Source organism: Stenotrophomonas sp. Ker107b, assembly GCF_053847245.1.
Map to the genome: position 1 here is coordinate 442365 of NZ_JBSPHX010000002.1, position 19361 is coordinate 461725.

Sequence of the window (19361 nt, forward strand, 5' to 3'; positions counted from 1 at the left end):
CAGATGCGTGCAACCCGGTAGGCGATCGATGCTGGTCAGGTGATCGCGATCACCCCCGGGTATCGCTGAGATGTCTGCGCAGATCCATGGACCAGAACACCAGCGATAGCGCGATCCCCGCCACCGGCCAGATCATGCCGATGAACAGCGGCAGTGCATTGGCCTCGCTGTGTGGATCCGGGCCACGCGTCCTGGCGCGCTTTATCGCGACGAGGGCCAACCCGAATACCCATGCGCGGTCGAGCGACATCAACAACAGCCCATCCATTCCCAGCGCCCGCTGTACCCACATCGCGGTTCCCACCGCGGCGGCCGCTGTCGGCAGGAAAGCCCAGCGCAGCCAGGCCGGTCCACGTGCGTCGCTTTCATGGGCGCACTGCCAGCGCAGCAACGCCCTGTAGCCGAGCAACAGCAGCCAGCTGGAAGGTGCCAGCAGGGTCGCCACCGCAATGATCATCCCACCCCGGTACGCATCCACTGCGGGGCTGGCGTTGACTCCCCATGCCGTGACCAGTCCCATGAACAGGCCGATGATTGCGCTACGCAATGCGCCGTATCGAAGATGGACGCGATGAGACGGCTCGCCGAACCTCGCCCAGAACTCGACCTGGGTCGGATCCAGCCCCGCCGGTACCTCTTCTGCGGGCCAGTATTCCAGCGCGGCAAGCAGGTACGGAGTGTCACGGGCGCGCATGGGGACGATGGCTTCGAGGCGGTTGCGCCAACGTGGACGCCGGTCTTGAAGGCGCGCCACGGCGTCATCCATCTCCTGCGTGGACAGATAGCGATCACTGCATTGTTCATAGCGTTGCCGGAGTGTTCCGCGCGACTCGGGCAGCAGCAGCCATGCCTGCCGACAACGCCGTTCCACCGCCGCCAGCCATAACGGATCGAGTTCAAGCGCGATGTCGTCCCAGTCGAAGCCCTGAATGAGCGTGCTGAAGTGCGCCTCCGACAGCGGCGGCTGTTCCCGGTGCAGGTGGTCCAGCAGTGCCCACCCAACGTCGTTGCGAAACCGCAGCGACCAGCTCAACGCCCGCTCCTGCAACAACACGGCCAGCGAGGATGCGCTTGCGACTGCCGCATGCTGGACGATATCGAGCGCTACGCCATGCGGATCCAGAACGGGCGCAGCCGTGTCGGCCAGGACAACCCGTGGGATATCAGAAGCCTCCCTACCTGCCTGTCCAGCGTCGGGTACGACGCGTGCGTGGTGCCCCTCGTCCGCCGTACTGCGGCACAGCGCAAGTGCGTGCTGGTAGCACGCATGCAGGTCCTGGAATGCGTCAGCATCGTCATCGGGTCGATTGGAGCGCAGCAGACGCGCGTAGGCACGTTTTATCGCGCGCTCGTCGCCCTGTCCGGCGAGCTCCAGCAGTTCCTCCCCCGTACTCATGCATCTGCCTCCATCGCATCCAACGCAGCACTGAACGCATCGCGCTGCTCGGAAATACGGGCAGGGTCCTGACCTTCCAAGGTGGATCGGAACTGCGCCAACCACCCCTGTACGTCGTCCCGATTGTCGATGTACTCCGCATACACCCGTTCGGCACGCGCCATCAGTGCCACGTTTGGCAAATGCTCGCGCGGATGCACCTTCAGCGCCTGCAGCGCGGCCAACCGCACCTCTATCTGGGCGGTATCCAGTGCGCCCTCATTTCGCTGCAGAACCAGGTCATGCCTGCGCCCGTCACTGGTGTCAGTGATTTCCACCTGCAGCAAGCCATCCACGTCGTAGGTGAAGCGCACCCGGAAGCTGCCATCACCACCGCGCGCTGGATCGATGGGTATTTCCAGTCGGCCGAGCAGGATATTGCGCTCTACCACCGGGTGTTCGCCCTGGTAGACGCCGACCGACAGCATCTTCTGCTTGTCTGACATCGGGCTGATCGACTGCTCGCGACTGACAGGCACCACGCTGTTGCGCGGAATCAGCGGCAGGAAATAGCCCGGGTGATAGCGACCACGTTCGTCCATACGCGATATGTCGATGCCAAGCGTGTAGGGGCACACGTCAGTCAACACGATTTCATTGAGATCGATGGCCCGTTCCTTGAGGCCCGCCGCAAGCGTGGCGCCCAGCGCGATGGCCTGGTCCGGGTGAATGTGCCGCAAGGGCAGGCGGCCCAGCAGTCGAGTCGCAAGTCGCCCGACCATCGGCATGCGCACCGCGCCGCCAACCAGCACCACATCATCAATGTCGTCGGCACCCAGCCGGGCATCGCGCAACGCGCGTTCGATGGGCAGGCGCATGCGCTGCAGCAACGGCGCGGCCAGTGTCTCGAAACGCTCCGCGGTGCAGTCCCATTGTACTGCCGCACCCAGCAGCTGGATCTGCAGCGTGCTGTCGCCTCGGATCGACAGCCCTTGCTTGAACGTTTCCATCTGCTGGCGCAGTCGCGCGAGCTCCGGCGCCGGCAACCGTTTCAGATCGGTGGCGGTATCGGTTGCAAACGCCTGCAGCAGCACGTCCAGGAAGTCCTCACCCCCCAGGAAGGTGTCGCCTGCGGACGCGTGGACTTCGACGACGCCGTCGAACAACTCGAGGATCGACACATCGAACGTGCCACCGCCCAGGTCCAGTACCAGGATCCTGCCTTCGTCCTCGCGGTCACGCAGCCCATAGGCCAGCGCCGCAGCGGTGGGCTCATTGATCAAGCGTTCAACGCGGATGCCGGCCAGCTCTCCCGCCGTCCGCGTCGCCTTGCGCTGCGCGTCGCTGAAGTAGGCCGGCACGCTGATCACGGCCTCTTCGATACGAACGCCAAGTGCCGCTTCGGCGTCGGCAAGCAGCGATCGCAGTACCAGTGCGGAAAGCTCCTCAGGACGGAACCTGCGCTCGCCGAGCGTGACCTCATGGTCGGTGCCCATGAGTCGCTTGAACGTTGCCGCCGTCAGCTGAGGGTGGGTCACCAGCCGTTCCCGGGCCGCCCTTCCGACCAGGACCGTGTCGCCGTCCAGGCTGACCACCGAAGGTGTCAGCAGTTCACCATAAGCGTTGGAAAACAGGCGGCCCCCTTGGCCGTCATGCACCCCGATCAACGAATGCGTCGTGCCCAGATCGATCCCTACGATCATTCCTGCCATCTCCCCCTGAGAAGCGCTGATTCTAGCCAGCCCCGGCCACCCCTGACCATCGGCCGTTGCCCTGCGGGGCCTCAGTGGCTAAGGTCTCGGGCTGTTCTGACGTACCGGATGTGCCCATGTCTTCACGCAAACCCCTCACCGCCGCGCTGGCGCTTGGCCTGACCCTCGCTGCCGGCGCCCATGCCGACGAAGGCATGTGGATGCCGACCCAGCTGCCGGACCTGGCCAAACCGCTGAAGGCGGCGGGCTTCAAGGGCAACCCGGGCGACCTGGCCAACGTCACCGCGCCGCCGTTGAGTGCGGTGGTGCGTGCGGGTGGCGGCACCGGTTCGTTCGTCTCCGACGACGGCCTGCTGCTCACCAACCACCATGTGGCCATGGGCGTGATCCAGTACAACACCTCGCCCGAGCACAACCTGATCAACGACGGCTTCATCGCCACGGGCCGCAGCGATGAGCGCGCGGCCAACCCCGATTTCCGCGTGCTGGTCACGGTCGGGTTCGACAAGGTCACCGATGAGGTGCTGCGCGATGCGCGCGGCAAGACCGGACGTGCGTATTTCGATGCGGTCGACCACGCCAGCAAGCAGCTGGTGGCCGAGTGCGAGAAAGAAGGCAACGTCCGCTGCAGCGTGGCGGACATGTACTACGGCACCGATTTCTATCGCATCCGCCAACTTGAGCTGAGCGATGTGCGTCTGGTCTACGCACCGCCGCGCGCGATCGGCAATTACGGCGACGAGATCGACAACTTCATGTGGCCGCGCCACACCGGTGATTTCACCCTGCTGCGTGCCTACGTGGGCAAGGACGGCAAGCCCGCGCCGTACAGCGTGGACAACGTGCCGTACCACCCGCCCGCGCACCTGAAGATGGCGATCGACGGTCCGAAGACCGGCGACTACGCGATGCTGGCCGGTTACCCCGGCATCACCTACCGCCATCGCACCGCCGCGGAATTCGCCGGCCAGATCGATGCCGTGCTGCCGCGCCGCGTGGCGGTGTTCCAGCAGATGATCGACACCATCGAAGCGGCCAGTGCGAAGGATGCCCAGGCACGCACCCGCTACGCCTCGCAGCTGCAGTCGCTGAAGAACAACCGCAAGCGTGCCGCCGGGGAGCTGGAAGGCCTGCTGCGCAGCGATGCCAAGGCGCAGCGCGCCGCCGATGAGGCGGCGATGCTGCAGGCCACCGATGCGAAGTACCGGGGCGACATCCAGTCGTTGCTGACCTCGCTGTCCAGCGGCGCCTCGGTGGGCGAGCGCGATCTGCTGCTGGATCTGCTCGCGGCGCAGAGCCAGCTGCTGCGTTCGGCGCTTACCCTGGAGCGCCTGCGCATCGAATCGGCCAAGCCCGATGCCGAGCGCGACACGGGCTACCAGCAGCGCGATCTGGCGCTGATCGAAGGCGTGCTCAAGCAGGTCCAGCGCCGCTACGATCCGGCCATCGAAAAAGCTCTGTTGACCACGCTGCTGACCCGCTACCAGCAGCTGCCCGATGCGCAGCGCGTGCCCGAGTTCGACGCGGCCTTCGGCCGCACGCCGGCCGCGCTGGCCAAGACTCTGGACACGCTGTACGCCAACACGCACCTGGGCGATGAAGCCGAGCGCCTGTCGCGCTTTGCCGCGGCGAGAGAGGGCAAGGCGCTGGCGCGCGATCCGCTGATCGATCTGGCCGGCCCGCTGGTGGCCGCGCAGCTGCGCCTGGATGACGAGCGCAAGACCCGCGAAGGCGAGCAGCTGCGCCTGCGCCCGGCGTACATGCAGGCGCTGTTCGCCTGGCGCGCCAAGCAGGGCCGCGCGGTCTACCCGGATGCGAACCGTACCCTGCGCATCAGCTACGGCAAGGTCGAGGCGCTGGCGCCGCGCGATGCGGTGCATTTCGACCCGGTGACCACCGTGGCCGGGATCGTCGAGAAGAACACCAATGCCTACCCGTTCGATGCGCCCAAGCCGCTGCTGGACGCGATCGCCAAGGGCGATTTCGGTTCCACCGCCGATCCGGTGCTGAAGACCCAGACGGTCAACTTCCTGACCAACCTGGACACCACCGGGGGCAACTCCGGCTCCCCGGTGCTCAACGCCAAGGGCGAACTGATCGGCCTGAACTTCGACAGCAACTGGGAGTCGGTCAGCGCCAGCTGGTGGTTCGACCCGCGCTTCAAGCGTGCCGTGCACGTGGACATGCGCTACCTGCGCTGGCTGCTGGCCAAGGTTTACCCGGCGCCGGAGCTGCTGAAGGAAATGGGCGTTCCGGCGGAATGAGGCACCGGGCCGGCCACGATCCACGTCGTGGCCGGCCGCTGCGTCTGCCACCTATGTCGCATTTGGCTCGCTTCGAGGGGGCCGCTAGACTGCAGGCCAGCGTAGGGAGGCGAGCGGTCACGTGACGGCAGATCAGGACAACCACAGCGGCGCACTGCTGCCGGTGGTGGACAGGGAACTGGACGGCTTGACCGTCTGGGTGGTCGAGGACGACCCCGAGTTGCTCGCGCTGATGCTCGATGACCTGTCCTGGCGCGGTGCCGCGGTGCGCGGCCTGGGCAGTGCCGAGGCGCTTTATCGCGCGCTGTTGCAGGACCGGTGCGACATCGTCGTGCTGGATGTCGGCCTGCCCGGCGAGGATGGCTATGCCGTGGCCGGCCATCTGCGCCAGGCCGCGGATATGGGCATCGTGATGCTGACCGGGCGTGGCAGTCCGCATGACATGGCCCATGGCCTGACCCAGGGCGCCGATGTGTACCTGGTGAAACCGCTGGATCTGGACGTGCTGGCCGCCGGGCTGCTCAGCCTGCGTCGTCGCCTGTCCGCCGGGCGCCCCGCCGTGCAGACTGTCACGGAGGTGCAGCGGGCCTGGAAGCTCTCTGCTGATGGCTGGACGCTGCACTCGCCCGCCCAGCAGACGTTGGCATTGACCGCGATGGAGCGTGGCGCGCTCCAGCTGTTGTTCGAGGCGGTGGGTGAACCCGTCACGCGCGAGCGCCTGATCGAGCGTGTTACCGACGCCCCGTGGGATTTCGACCCGCACCGGCTCGATGTGCTGGTGCACCGCCTGCGCGCACGCGTACGCACCGCCACCGGCCTTGAACTGCCGATCCGTGCCCTGCGTGGGCAAGGCTACCTGCTGACCCCCTGATCCGGCCGGTGGGCCCGACGTGTGAGGAAGTGTGAGCCAGCGTGAGCGGGCGGCACTGACTTGCCGATGCGGCGACACCACAATGCGCCCCGCTTGAGCGTGCCGATGACGACAGTCACGACCGCTCCAGTCGCATCACGTCACGGGAGCGCAGTGCCTGCCCGCGGTCATCACCGCACCTGGCCGCGTTCCCTCTGAAAGCAGCAGAGACCGGAACAGGGGAACAACGCATGTCCAGCCATAGCGATCGCGCAGCCATCTGCGCGGCGGTGACGCCGTTCGAGCGCGTGTACGCAGCCGCCCGCAAGGGCCGCTGGCGCGCCGCCTTCGCGATGCTGATGCTGGCCATGCCGTTGTCCGCACTGGCAGTGGATCTGCAGATCACCGACTTCTCCGATACCGGCTACGACCCGGTACCGGCGGGCACGACCGTGATCTACAACGTCAAGGTCGAAAACGGTGCCAACGACACCGCGGCCGGCAGCGTCACGATCATCGACTTGCCGGTCGGTACGGCCTTGGGCAGCCCGGCACCGTCCGGTTGCAGCGCTTCGCCCGGCAGTGCCGGCACGACCCGCGTGGTGTGCACCAACCCCACGTTGATCGCCTCCGGCGCGCCGTACCAGTTCAAGCTGCCGGTCACCACGCTGCAGACCCAGCCGGCCACGATCAACCTGCATGCCGCAATTGGATTCGCGGCGGCGTTGCCCCCGGCATCGACCCCGATCGTGGCGCTGCAGAGCAGTGATCCGTTCTTCGCCGGTGACACCAACACGGCCAACAATACGTCCAACCAGACGACCACGATCCAGGCAGCGGCCGATCTGGAGTTGAGCAAGTCCGCCACGCCCGATCCGGTCATCGGTGGCGGCGAGGTCACCTATACCCTTACCGTCAAAAACAACGGTCCCAGTGTCACCACCGGTTTCCGGGTGGTGGACACGCTGCCCCCCAACGTGACGCTGGTGGGCGTGCCGAGCGGCGCCGACTGGAGCTTCAGCGCGCAGAACGGCACCTACAGCGGCACCCTGGCTGTGGGCGCAAGCGCGAGCTATCAGTTCCGCGGCAAGGTCAACGTGGGCACCGGCAACATCGTCAACGCCGCTGTGGTCAACGCCGGTTCGGTGCCTGATGCGGTGCCGGACAACAATACCGCGCAGGTGACCACCGCGGTCACCGCCGGTGCGGACCTGGCGATGTCCAAGTCGGTCTCGCCGGCCCCGGCGGCGGCTGGCTCGGTCGTCACCTACACCTTGACCGCGCGCAACGACGGACCCAGCGCCGCCACTGGCGTGGTGGTCACCGATGCGATGCCCGAGGGCTTCGTGATCACCGGCGGCAATGCCCCCGCGGGCTGGACCTGCACCGACAACGCGGGCGCGACCACACGCACCTGCAGCCTGGCCGGCAGCTTCGCGCCGGGCGCGCAGGCGATCATCACCATCACCGCACAGGTGCCTTCGACCGGCACCAACAGCAGCGGCGTGGTCAGCAACACCGCCCAGATCAGCGCGACCACACCGGACCCCGTGCCGGGCAACAATAGTGGCACCGTCGGGCTGACCATCATTCCCGATGGCGCCGATCTGCGCATGAGCAAATCCAAGGCGCCGTTGCTGGTGCCGGTGTGGAACGGCACGGGCGTACGCAGCGACAGCATGATGACCTCCACGCTGGGCGTGCGGAACGAGGGGCCGCGCGCGGTGACCGGCAACCTGCAGGTGGTCGATACGCTGGCCGCCGGCGAACAGTGGGTCGATGCCAGCGGGCAACCCATTCTGCCGGGCACCTCGGTGGCCACCGGCCCGTGGAGCTGCAGCGTCGATCGCGCCTGGGCCGTCGGCCAGGCGCAGACGGTGACGTGCACCCTGACCAGTGGCTATCCAGTCGCCGTCAATGCCAGCGCGCCCGCACTGGCACTGCAGACGCTTGCGCGCACTGCCGGGGTGCTGCGCAATGACGCCTGCACCGGTGGCAGCGGCGGCTCGCTCGAGCCGACGACCGCTGGCGGCATCGATCGCGACCCCAACGATACCAACGACTGTGCCGGTGGTGAGAGCCGTGCTACCGACGACCGTGCCGACCTGTCGATCACCAAGCAGACCAATGGACCAGGCGACACCGACAACATCATCCGCAACAGCGATGACTCGGTGACCTACACCCTGCAGATCCACAATGCGGGCGAAGCCACCACTGGCGTGGTGGTGAACGACCCGATCCCGGGCTTCGTCACCGGCATGACCACGGTCACCGGCAACGCCAGTCCGGCAGGCTGGAACTGCCGTCTCAGTGGCAGTGCGTGGGTCTGTAATGCGGGCACCACCGTGCTGGGCCGCAACGAGACCGCCACCGTCCGTTTCACCGTGAACCGTGGCCTGTTCGACAGCCAGCTCCAGCCTTCCGGCAGTTGCGGTGGTCAGGCCATGCCGGCCGGTCGCTTCTGCAACACGGCCGGTGTGCGCATCGACCCGGCCATTTCCGGTGCACTCGGCGAGATCGACCAGAGCAACAACACTGCCTCTGACTGGGTCCAGATCGATCCGGTGGCCAATGTCGCCACTACCCTGAAGAGCATCACTTCCGGCACGCCCGGGCGCGCTGGCGTCAACACGACCTACCAGATCACCTACCAGAACAAGGGGCCGTCGACCGCACGTGGCGTGGTCTTCAGCGATGTGTTCACGCTGCCTGCCAACGATGCCGGTTTCGTGTTGATCTCCGCCCTGCGCACCGGTGCGGATGCGGCGAGCAAGCTCTGCACCGTAACCGCACGCGACCCCTCGATCAGCTCCGCAGCAGCGCCCGGCGGCACGTCCTGGTTCAACACCGGCAGCGCACCCGCCACGCTGACCTTGACCTGTGCGCCCAAGGAGATGGCCAACAACTCCACCGAAACCATGACGGTGGTGATCCGCCCGAACGTCAACAGTGGCAACACCGGACGCCAGTTCACCAACACCGGCAGCTTCCATTTCGACCTTGATGGCGATGGCACCGCAGATCCGTCCAGCGGCACCGATGCCAATGGTCTTACCTACGATTACAACAGCCGCACCGATGACGACAGCAAAGACGCCACGTTGAACTTCGACGCCGGGCGTGTGGACCTGATCGTCAACAAGATCGATCAGAACTTCGACGGTGCGGTCGACCCGCTGGGCTTCGACTCGCGCGCCGGTATGGAGATCAACAACTACATCTACTACCAGATCAGCGTGCGCAACGACGGCCCTTCCCTGGCCACGCAGACGATGATCGATGACACGATCCGTCCGGCTGCGGGCGCGAGCATCAGCCTGGTGGGCAGCCGCACCGGTACCGCCACCACGCCGCAGGGCGCCTTGGAGCCGGTCGGTACCCGCTGTTCGATGGCTGCCGGCAGCACCAATCCGAGCACCGGCCCGCAGACCATTTCCTGCACCATGCCCAGCGTAGGCGTGATCACGACCGACGACGGGGTGATCGCCAGCGAACAGACCAGCTACCTGTACCTGGTCTACCAGTACATGACCGCGCCGCCGGCCACCGGCGAAACGCTGCGCAACTCGGTCACCGCGCGCTCGGCCGAGGCCGAGAGCGATACCAGCAACAACACCGCCACCCAGGAAACCAGCATCCGCACCCGCTCGGATCTGGAGATGAAGAAGTCCAGCGTGGTGATCGCGCCCAGCGCCGACCCTGGCGTCGCGCTGCCTGCCGACGCCGGCACGGTCAGCCTGCATCAGCCGTTCTGGTTCGTGCTGGACGTGGTCAACCACGGCCCCGGGCACAGCCTCTCGCGCGACCGCACCGGGACCAACCCGCTCAACGGCGAAGGCGTGGCCGTCACCGACACGTTGCCCGCAGGGCTTGAGGTGATCGGCGGCGCCGCTGCGATCACCTGGCAGAAGATCGGCACCACCGCCGATCCGGGCGTGCAGACCACCGGCATGGGCAACTGCCTGCTGGCTGGCCGCACCGTCACCTGCCGCATGGGCGATCTGGCGCTGGACGGGCGCGTACGCGTGCTGATCCCGGCACGCTGGACCACACTGCCGGCCAATGGCAGCGGCATCAATACCGCCAAGGCCACCAGTGACCAGCTCGATCCCGAGCCGGGCAACAACGACGATACGACGACCCACACCGTGGTCCGTTCCTCGCTGACCGGCGTGGTGTTCCAGGACCGCGACCGCAGCGGCACCAACGGCGGCACGCTGCAGAGTGGCGAGCCGGTGATCTCCGGCGTGACCGTGTACCTCAGCGGTGAAGATGCCTATGGCGCCGTGGTCGCACGGGAGGCCACCACCGATGCGCAGGGCGTGTATCGCTTCGAGAACCTTGCCCCGGCCGGTGCTGCCGGTTACACCCTTACCCAGGCCCAGCCTGTGGCCTACGTCAACGGCCCGGTCGCACCGCCCACCAGCGGCGCCGAAGCGCCGTCGGCCGGTGGCGTGTTCGCTGCCGTGACCCCGGCCAGCACCGCCGATTCGGTCTACACCTCGATCCTGCTGGGCGCCGGCGTGGATGCGGTGCGCTACAACTTCCCGGAAGTGCGTCGCCCGTCGCTGTCCGGCTTCGTCTATGTGGACAGCAACTACAGCAACGTACGCGACGCCGGCGATGCGCCGATCGCCAATGCCACCCTTGAACTGCTCGATGCCGCGGGGACGGTGGTTGCGACCCGCTCCACCGGTAACGATGGCAGCTACAGCTTCATCGATCTGGATCCACTGCAGGCCTATACGCTGCGCGAAGTGCTGCCCGATGGCAGCTATCGCAACCGCCCCGGCGCGATCAATCCGGGTCTGATCGGTGGGATCGCCTGCACGAGCTGTACGGTGGCCACCGGCGCGAGCGGCGATGCGCCCACGACCGACCGCATTGCCGGCATCGATCTGTCCAATGGCGAAGATGGCACCGCGTTCAATTTCGGCGAAGACGCGATCACGTCCATTTCCGGCCATGTCTATCTGGACCGCAACGGCAATGGCGACTTCGACGCCGGTGACGCCGGCGACCGCGGCTCGCAGCCCAATGGTGGCCTGCTGGACGTCACCATCACTCTGACCGGCGCAGGCCCGGACGGCATCCATGGCACCGCCGACGATCTGCCGCCGGTGAGCGTTCAGACCGATGCACAGGGCCGTTACACCTTCGAAAATCTGGTCGTGGGGCAGAACTACCGCATCACTGAAACGCAGCCGCAGGGCTACGCGGATGCGGCCGAGAACCCGAGCAACCAGATCGACATCACCGCGCTGCCGTTGACCGGTTCCAACGGTAATGACTTCGGTGAGACGCTCGGCTCGATTGCCGGCTCGGTCTACGAAGATTTCTCCAACGTGGCCGCCGGCAACAACAATGGCCTGCGCGACAGCGGCGAGAACCCGATCGCCAACGTGATCGTGACGCTCACCGGTACCGATGTGCTCGGCAATCCGGTCAACCTGACCGCGACCACCGACGCCGATGGCGCATACCGCTTCAGCGACCTGCTGCCGGCCCAGGCGGGCACCGGCTACACACTGACGGAAACCCAGCCGGCCACGTACCTGGACGGCAAGCACACCGCCGGCAACGCCGCCACGCCGGGCAGCACCGCCGTGCCCAACGTGATCTCCGGCATCGCCATCAACGCCGGACAGGACGCTACCGGCTACCTGTTCGGTGAGCTGGCCAACGCCCCGATCAGCGGCACGGTCTACCTGGACCGCAACGATGACGGCGACAACAACGCCGGCGATGTCGGCATCCCCGGCGTGCAGGTGATCATCGTGGGTGCAGGCCCGGACGGAGTGTTCGGCACCACCGACGACACCACCGAAACGCTGGTGACCAATGCCGATGGCCATTACAGCTATCCCGGCGCCGTGGCCGGCCAGGATTACCGCATCACCGAGACCCAGCCGACCGGCTTGGCCGAGGGACGCGAAACCCCGGCCAACCTGATCACGATCACCAACCTGCCCGCGGCCGGTTCCACCGGCAATGACTTCGGCGAGCGCGCTGCTGCACTCTCCGGCACGGTCTACCTGGACCGCAACAACAACGGCGTGCAGGACGCCGGCGAACCGGGCCTGCCCAACGTGCAGGTGCAGCTGCCGGGCGGCACCGTGGATGCGCTGGGCCAGCCGGTCGCGACGATCGCGACCGACGCCGACGGGCGGTATCGCTTCGACGACCTGCTGGCGGGCACCTATACGGTGACCCAGCAGGCCGCGCAGCCGGTGTTCAATGGCGTCGCCACGATCAATGGCATTACGGCCGCCGGCACCATCGACGGCACTGCAGTCGGCACCGCCACCCCGGTGGCAAGCGTACCCAGTGCGATCAGCGCGGTGGTGCTGCCGGCGGGCAAGGCCTCGATCAGCAACAACTTCGGTGAAGTGCTCGCGGTGGCCGTGTCCGGCACCGTGTTCTTCGACGCCGACAACAACGGTGCGCAGAACGGCGCGGCCGAAACCGGCATCGAAGGCGTGACCATCGAGTTGACCGGGACCGACGACACCGGCGCCAGCGTCACCCGCAGCGTGCAGACCGATGCCGATGGCCGTTTCGCCTTCGCCGATCTGCGCCCGGGCACGTACACCCTGACCGAACCGCAGCAGCCCACCGGCACCAGCAATGGCATCACTACCGCCGGCACCATCGACGGCGTCAGCAGCGGCACCGCCACGCCGGTGACCACCGTGCCCAGCCGCATCGGCACGATCGATCTGACCACCCCGGGCAGCGCCTCGGTGGACAACCTGTTCGGCGAGATTCCGCTCAACAGCGGGATCAGCGGCAAGGTGTGGACCGACCGCAACAACGATGGCGTGGTCGACCCGGGTGAGACCGGTCTGGCCAACGTCACCATCACCCTGACCGGCACGGACCTGGTCGGCAATCCGGTTACCCGCGACACCGTGACCGACGCCGACGGCAACTACAGCTTCAGCGATCTGCCGCCGGGCACCTATACCGTGACCGAGCCGGACCAGCCGACGGGCACCCGTGACGGCCGCACCGTGGCCGGCAGCACCGGTGGCACGGTGACGGCACCGGGCACCGCGCCGTCGACGATCGCCGGCCTGGTGCTGGGCGTGAACCAGCAGTCGGTGAACAACAACTTCGGTGAGATCCCGACCGGCAGCATCGCCGGCCGCGTGTACAACGACAGCAATGACAACGGGGTGGTCGACACGGGTGAGGGCGGCATCGCCAACGTCACCGTGGTGCTGACCGGCACCGACGACCTGGGCCAGGCTGTCTCGATCACGCTTACCACCGATGCCGACGGCCGCTACCGGTTCGATGGGCTGCGCCCGGGCACCTACACGGTGACCGAGCCGACCCAGCCGCCGCAGACCCTCAACGGCATCACCAGTTCCGGTGCGGTGGACGGCATCGCCACCGGCGTGGCCACCGGCCGCGAGACCGTGCCCTCGGCGATCAGCCAGATCGTGCTGCCGCTGGGCGGCCATTCGCTGGACAACAACTTCGGTGAGATCGGTGATTCGCCGGACATGCTGGTCAGCAAGTCCGCCGGCAGCACGCGCTTCACCGTCAACAACATCGCCACCTACACCATCCAGGTGCGCAATGGCGGGCAACAGCCGTCGCGCGGCGAGTACGTGGTGCAGGACCGCCTGCCGCAGGGGCTGACCCTGGCCGCCGCGCCGAGCGGGACCGGCTGGGTCTGCACCGGCGCCGTGGGTGACACCCGCTTCGACTGCCGCAGCCAGCAGGTCGTGGCTGCCGGTGCCACCTCGGTGGACACGATCAGCGTGCAGGCTCTGGTGGGCGCCGCTGCCGCAGAGGCTGGCAGTGTCAACAATGCGGTACTGGTCGAAGGCGGTGGCGAGAATGAGTTCCGCACGCCGACGCCGGCCGAGCGCGGCGCGTTCGAGGGCGATGTGACCCAGCTGCCCGAGTGCGTGGACGCGATCCAGTTCAACGCCTGCCGTGTGCCCAATGCGGTGCAGCTGGCCGCGTCGGTCGGCGGAACCGTGTGGTACGACATCGGTGGCGACGATCAGCTGCTGGACAGCGGCGATCAGCGTCTGTCGTCGTGGATCGTGGAACTGGTCGATCCGGCCACTGGCCAGATCGTCAAGACCACCACGACCGGCGCCGACGGCAGCTACCGCTTTGGCGATGTGGTGCCGGGCGTCATCTGGAACATCCGCTTCCGCGACCCGGCCTCCAACATCCTGTGGCCCAACCCGGTCACCCGCGAGTCCGTGAGCGGCATCCAGCAGACCTGCGACGCCCAGGCGGCCATCGCTCGGGCTGGCGTAAGTGCCTGCCGTGTGAGCGACAACGGCATCAGTCAGCTGGAAGTCGTGCTCAGCCCCGGCCAGCATCTGCCGCAGCAGAGCCTGCCGGTGGATCCGTCGGGCGTGGTCTACGACGCCACCACCCGCGACCCGGTGCCGGGCTCGATCGTGACGCTGAGCCCGGTCGGCATGTGTGCCGGCTACGACCCGCGTACCGCCGTGCTCAACGCCGGCAGCGGCGGCTACCGTCTGGAGGGCAGTGCGATCTCGATGACGGTGGGCAGCGAGGGCTTCTACCAGTTCGCCTTCAGCCCGGCCGCGCCGGCGCGCTGCGAATTCCAGCTCACCGTGACGCCCCCGGGCAGCTACCAGTTCGTATCGACGTTGATCCCGCCGCAGGCTGGCGCGCTGTCGCCGGCCGGCAGCGCGGGCGCCAACCATGAGGTGCAGCCGAACCGGCTCGCACCGACCGGTGCGGTCGGCACGGCCACGCAGTACTACCTGACCCTGTTTGCCGGGTCGGACACCGCGGCCATCATCAACAACCACCTGCCGCTGGACACTGCGGTAGCGACCGGCCTGGCGATCAGCAAGAACGGTGACCGCCAGACCGCGGAGATCGGCGACACCGTGCAGTACACGATCACCATCCGCCAGACCGCGGGCAGCACGCTGCGCACGGTCAACGTGATCGATCGCCTGCCGCGTGGTTTCACCTACATCGACGGCACCGCCCGTGCCGACGGCCGCGCCGTGACCGATCCGTCCGGCAAGCCGGGCCCGTTGCTGGGCTTCGATGTCGGCCCGATCAGCGTCGGCGGCCAGATCGTGCTGACCTACCGTGTGCGGGTCGGTGTGGGTGCGCAGCAAGGGGATGGCATCAACCGTGCGCAGGCCTTCGGCTGTGCCTTCAGCGGCGGCTGCATCGACACCGGCAGCCTCACGCCGCTGCCGGGCGCATTGCCGTCCAACCGCGCCGAGTACCGCGTGCGCGTCACCGGCGGTGTGTTCACCGACCAGGCCTGCGTGCTCGGCAAGGTGTTCGTGGACTGCAACAACAACCATGTGCAGGACCGCGAAGAGCTGGGCATCCCCGGCGTGCGCCTGTACTTCTCCGACGGCACCTGGGTGATCAGCGACTCGGAAGGCAAGTACAGCTACTGCGGCCTGCCGCCGCAGAGCCACACGCTGAAGGTGGATGCCAGCACGTTGCCGCTCGGCGCGCGCCTGACCACCAGCAGCAACCGCAACCTGGGCGACGCCGACAGCCTGTTCCTGGACCTCAAGAACGGCGAGCTGCACCGCGCCGATTTCATTGAAGGCAGCTGTGCCAACCCGGTGCTGGAGCAGGTCAAGGCCCGCCGCACCCAGGGCGAGGTGCGTGCGCCGGAGACCGAGACCGGGCAGCCGCCGCTGCGCTTCGACAGCAAACCCGCGCGGGCGCCGCAACAGGCGACCGACTCGGCCAACCAGAGACCGATCGTGCATCCCAGAGTCCACCTGCCTGCTGCCGGCGCTTCGACGGAGGACCAGCCATGAGCCGCGTTCCGACGCTGTCCCGTCTGCCGCGCCTGAGCCTGCTTGCCTGCGCCCTGGCGGCCGTCCCCGCCATGGCACAGAGCGTGGGCAGCCCCGGCCGCTTCACGCCGGTGCTCGGCGATGCCAGCACCCTGTACCCGCGCAGCCCGGCCAGTACCGATGCCGCCCCGCGCGCGCTGGACAACGCGGTGCCGGGCACGCTCGACCGCATCCTGGTCGAGCTGGACCGTGATGGCGTGCCGGCCGATGGCCAGAGCGCCGTGCATGTGCGTGTGCAGCTGCTGGACGCCGCCGGCCGCGCGCTGCCGGGTACCACCTACGCCACCATCGAGACCAGCGGCGGCCGCATCCGCCTGCCCGGCTCGCGGACCGACGAACTCGGTCCTGGCGCGCTGGATGCCGACAAGGTCACCCCGGGCATCCAACTGCAGGTGGTCGACGGCATGGCCGAATTCGACCTGCTTGCCCCGCATGAGCCGCAGGACGTGGTGCTGCGCATCACTGCCGGCGCCGAGACGGCCCAGGGCACGATCGGCTTCCTGCCGGAGATGCGTGAGCTGCTGGCCACCGGTCTGATCGAAGGTGTGGTCAACTTCCGCCGGCGCAGCAACGCCGGCCTGATCTCGCCGGTGGAGCATCACGATGCCTTCGACCGTGACATCCGCCGCTGGGAGCGCCAGTTCAACAACGGCAAGGCCAATGCGGCCGCGCGCACCGCGTTCTTCGTCAAGGGCCGGATCAAGGGCGAATATCTGCTCACCGCCGCCTACGACTCGGACAAGGACACCCGTGGCCGCCTGCTGCGCGACATCCAGCCGGAAGAGTTCTACCCGGTCTACGGGGACTCTTCGCTGCGCGGCTTCGATGCGCGTTCGGCCGAGCGCCTGTATGTGCGCATCGACAATCAGCGCAGCTATCTGTTGTACGGCGACTTCCAGACCGGCGACACGCTGGCCACCGCAAGCGGTATTGGCGGCAGTGGCGCGATCCCGCAGCGCAGCCTGGGCACTTACAACCGCACCGCTACTGGCCTGGGCTGGCACTTCGAAAGCGAGCGCGTGCGCAGCAACGTGTTTGCGATGCAGGATTCGCTGCGCCAGGTGATCGAGGAGTTCCGCAGCCAGGGCAGTGGCCCGTATGCGCTGCGCAACAACGCCGTGCTGGAAGGCAGCGAGCGGGTGGAGGTGATCGTGCGCGATCGCAACCAGCCCACCCGCATCACCTCGGTGCGCTCGCTGGCGCGGTTGGTCGATTACAGCTTCGAGCCGTTCTCCGGCCGGATCCTGCTCAATCAGTTCCTGCCGGCGTTCGACAGCGATCTCAATCCGGTGTCGCTGCGCATCACCTATGAGCTGGACCAGGGCACCGAGAAGTTCTGGGTGGTCGGCGCCGATGCGCAGGTCAAACTCACCGAGCAGCTCGAGGTCGGTGCGGCGGCGGTCGATGACCGCAATCCCTATGCCGAGTTCAAGATGGGCAGCGCGAACGCGAGCTACCGGTTCGGTGCCAACACCCTGCTGGTCGCCGAGTTCGCGCGCACCCGCAGCGAGGTCAATACCAACTCGATCAATCAGATCACCTCGCAGGGCCTGAAGGACATCACCGGGGAAGTGGAGGGCGATGCGTGGCGGGTGGAGTTCGCCCACAGCGCCGACAAGCTCGACGCGCGCGTGTTCGCCGCACGTACCGATCCGGCCTTCAACAACCCGGCCGCACCGCTGTACGGTGGCCGCGGCGAGTACAACGCGCGGTTGGCTTACCGTGTCGGCCCGCGGCTGGAACTGTACGTGGAAGGCCTGCGCAGCGAGGACCGCAACCCCGATGGTGGCAAGCGCGATGCCGGCGGTGCCGGTGTACGCATCGGCGCTACCGAACGGCTGACCGTGGACCTGGGCGTACGCAGCATCCGCGAGACCATCGGCGTGACCTCGCCGTGGTCGTCGGGGGTGCCGTTCGGTAATCCCGGCGGTCTCACCGGTGGGTTTGCGACCGGTTCCGGTGGCGGCGCGCTGGGCTACGGCCAGCAGGCGCTGGATCCGCTGACCGGCCTGATGGTCATCAACGGCAGCAGCAGCGGCAGTCCGATCACCAGCGAATTGCCGGTCGGCACCGAGCTGGAATCGGACAGTGCCCGGTTCGGGCTGGGCTACCGCCTGAGCGATCGCCTCAGTGCCGGTGCGGAAGTGGAGCACAGCGTCAGCGGCGAAGACCGCAAGCGCCTGGCGGCCGGCCTGGACTACCAGGTGTTCGAACGCAGCCGTGTGTATGGCCGCTATGAGAAGCAGACCGGCCTGACCAGCGCCTACGGCATCACCACCACCGACCGCGAAGCCGATGCGCTGGTATTCGGTATCGACAGCAGCTACCTGCGCGATACCCAGACCTTCAGCGAGTACCGTCTGCGCGATTCGATCAGCGGCCGCGATGTGCAGGCCGCCTCGGGTATCCGCAACAACTGGGACATCCGCGAAGGCCTGCGCCTGGCCAGCTCGGCCGAGCACGTCAAGGTGATCGATGGCAGCACCGGCGACAGCACCGGCCTGGCGCTCGCCTTGGATTACAGCGCCAATCCGCTGTGGCGAGGGGCGATCCGTGCCGAGCACCGCATCTCCGAGGATGTGCCCGACACCGAGGTCAATGAGGCGTTCAACACCACGCTGCTGCAGTTCATGCTCGCCCGCAAGCTCAGCCGCGATTGGACCTTGCTGGCCCGCAACTATCTGCTCAGCACCCGCTACGATGCCCGCGGCGATGTGCTGCAGGATCGTTTCCAGCTCGGCGTGGCGTACCGCGATACCGACCGCAACCGGATCAACGCGCTGGCCCGCTACGAGTACAAGCTGGAGCGCGATGAAAGCGGCCTGACCCTGTCCGACGGCAACACTGTCGATGGCAGCAGCCAGGATGTGCGCACCCGCGCGCATATCGTCTCGGCGCATGCCGACTGGCACCCGTCGCGACCGTGGTGGTTCACCGGCCGCGTGGCCGGCAAGTGGCAGCAGGACCAGTTCGCCTATACCGACAGTGCACGGGTCAACAGCCGCTTCCGCGCGATGCTGTTCTCCGGCCGTGTGGTGTACGACATCACCGAGAACTGGGACATCGGCGTGCTTGGCTCCACCTTCCGTGGGCAGAGCGGTGCCAACCAGTATGCCTACGGCATGGAGGTCGGCCGCCTGCTGCGGCAGAACCTGTGGTTGTCGGCCGGCTACAACTGGAGCGGCTTCGCCGGCGACCGCGATCTGAACGGTTACGAGTACACCCAGCAGGGCGTGTTCCTGCGCCTGCGCTTCAAGTTCGATGAAGACCTTTTCCGGCCGGACCCCGTCCGCTACCGCGACCCGGCACGCTGAG

The 19361-nt window shown here is 67.2% G+C and carries 6 protein-coding genes; 4 read left to right on the forward strand and 2 right to left on the reverse strand.

Features of this window, described 5'->3' with window-relative positions; translation table 11 throughout:
* Positions 1-49 precede the first annotated feature (49 nt).
* Both ACWV8V_RS11920 and ACWV8V_RS11925 read right to left on the reverse strand, forming a co-directional pair.
* Entirely contained in the window at positions 50-1396 is a 1347-nt protein-coding gene (locus ACWV8V_RS11920; RefSeq protein ID WP_259261912.1) for a hypothetical protein, read from the reverse strand.
* Positions 1393-3078 carry a molecular chaperone HscC gene (locus ACWV8V_RS11925; RefSeq protein ID WP_346468670.1) on the reverse strand — a complete coding sequence of 562 codons (1686 nt, stop codon included), beginning with the start codon at positions 3076-3078 and terminating at the stop codon, positions 1393-1395. The genes ACWV8V_RS11920 and ACWV8V_RS11925 overlap by 4 nt, the downstream gene beginning before the upstream one ends.
* 125 nt (positions 3079-3203) lie before the next feature.
* Here ACWV8V_RS11925 and ACWV8V_RS11930 point away from each other — a divergent pair, with 125 nt between their 5' ends.
* From ACWV8V_RS11930 to ACWV8V_RS11945, 4 genes are all read left to right on the forward strand, one after another.
* A complete protein-coding gene (locus ACWV8V_RS11930) occupies positions 3204-5351 on the forward strand; it encodes a S46 family peptidase (protein WP_455899815.1) in 2148 nt (715 codons plus the stop codon).
* A 121-nt stretch (positions 5352-5472) separates the two neighbouring features.
* On the forward strand, positions 5473-6222 hold the full coding sequence (locus ACWV8V_RS11935; protein WP_259261915.1) for a response regulator transcription factor: 750 nt from the start codon (positions 5473-5475) through the stop codon (positions 6220-6222).
* A gap of 230 nt (positions 6223-6452) precedes the next feature.
* On the forward strand, positions 6453-16007 hold the full coding sequence (locus ACWV8V_RS11940; RefSeq protein WP_455899816.1) for an SdrD B-like domain-containing protein: 9555 nt from the start codon (positions 6453-6455) through the stop codon (positions 16005-16007).
* A complete protein-coding gene (locus ACWV8V_RS11945; protein WP_455899817.1) occupies positions 16004-19360 on the forward strand; it encodes a hypothetical protein in 3357 nt (1118 codons plus the stop codon). The genes ACWV8V_RS11940 and ACWV8V_RS11945 overlap by 4 nt, the downstream gene beginning before the upstream one ends.
* Position 19361: the final 1 nt, after the last annotated feature.

What these genes read in the sequence shown, in the direction of transcription:
- ACWV8V_RS11940 (WP_455899816.1), top strand. Translation starts at nt 6,453, where the DNA reads ATGTCCAGCCATAGCGATCGCGCAGCCATCTGCGCGGCGGTGACGCCG.
- ACWV8V_RS11945 (WP_455899817.1), top strand. Translation starts at nt 16,004, where the DNA reads ATGAGCCGCGTTCCGACGCTGTCCCGTCTGCCGCGCCTGAGCCTGCTT.
- ACWV8V_RS11930 (WP_455899815.1), top strand. Translation starts at nt 3,204, where the DNA reads ATGTCTTCACGCAAACCCCTCACCGCCGCGCTGGCGCTTGGCCTGACC.
- ACWV8V_RS11920 (WP_259261912.1), bottom strand. Translation starts at nt 1,396, where the DNA reads ATGAGTACGGGGGAGGAACTGCTGGAGCTCGCCGGACAGGGCGACGAG.
- ACWV8V_RS11925 (WP_346468670.1), bottom strand. Translation starts at nt 3,078, where the DNA reads ATGATCGTAGGGATCGATCTGGGCACGACGCATTCGTTGATCGGGGTG.